The organism is Paenalcaligenes sp. Me52 (genome assembly GCF_050487965.1).
GTDB lineage: Bacteria > Pseudomonadota > Gammaproteobacteria > Burkholderiales > Burkholderiaceae_B > Paenalcaligenes.
The window spans coordinates 1-690 of record NZ_JBKQFO010000020.1 but is presented as its reverse complement, the minus strand read 5'-3'; the positions used below and the strand labels follow the sequence as shown (position 1 = coordinate 690).

1 protein-coding gene is annotated in these 690 nt (G+C 53.5%); it reads right to left on the bottom strand.

All coding sequences use genetic code 11. The features are described 5' to 3' along the window. A partial coding sequence (yqeB, locus tag ACLO87_RS16730) for a selenium-dependent molybdenum cofactor biosynthesis protein YqeB (RefSeq protein ID WP_430224334.1) occupies window positions 1-690 on the bottom strand: 690 nt, incomplete at both ends.

Below are 690 nucleotides of genomic sequence, written 5' to 3'. Positions count from 1 at the left end.
CAAGTACGCCGCCGCCAATCGCCCGGGCTTTATCAGAAACGCTGGTGAAATCAGCCGTTTCACCACGAGGATCGATATCACCAATTTTAAAACCACCGACCACGGCCAGTCCGTCGTTCAACAAGCCACGCACCATCCCCGTCAACGGTGCTTTAATTTCATGCTCACCAATCCAGGCAATGACATCGCCCTCTTTCACCAGATCGCCTAATTTCACGTTGGATCGCATAATGCCTGCAGCAGGAGCACGGATCACCCGTCGGGTGGTATGCCCCATAATATTGCCGGGAACACCGGTATTCTCCTGCGCACAACCAGAGTAAATCACCTGACCGAGCCAGTGCCCGCGATTTGTTTCAATTACCGCATGACACTCCTTCCCTGCAGTAAAGCCCGGCCCAAGCGCGATTGTTACTGGTGCCATATCTGCCCGCGTTCCCAAATTCTGTTTCGCCAGAATAGCGTCCACCACGCAAAGCGGTTTCAGTTCATCAAGCAATGAACAGGTGGGATCTACCATCACAGGGATAAATCCGCGTTCGGTAAGTTTCATCGCTTCCGCTGAGCTGGTTGCCAGGCGGGCGGTGACGCCTTCGACCGTCATTTCGCCATCGAACACGGCCTGGGCAAACGCCACGGTACAACGAATCACTGTCGGTTTTTCCACTTCCAACATGATCACTTTAAAAC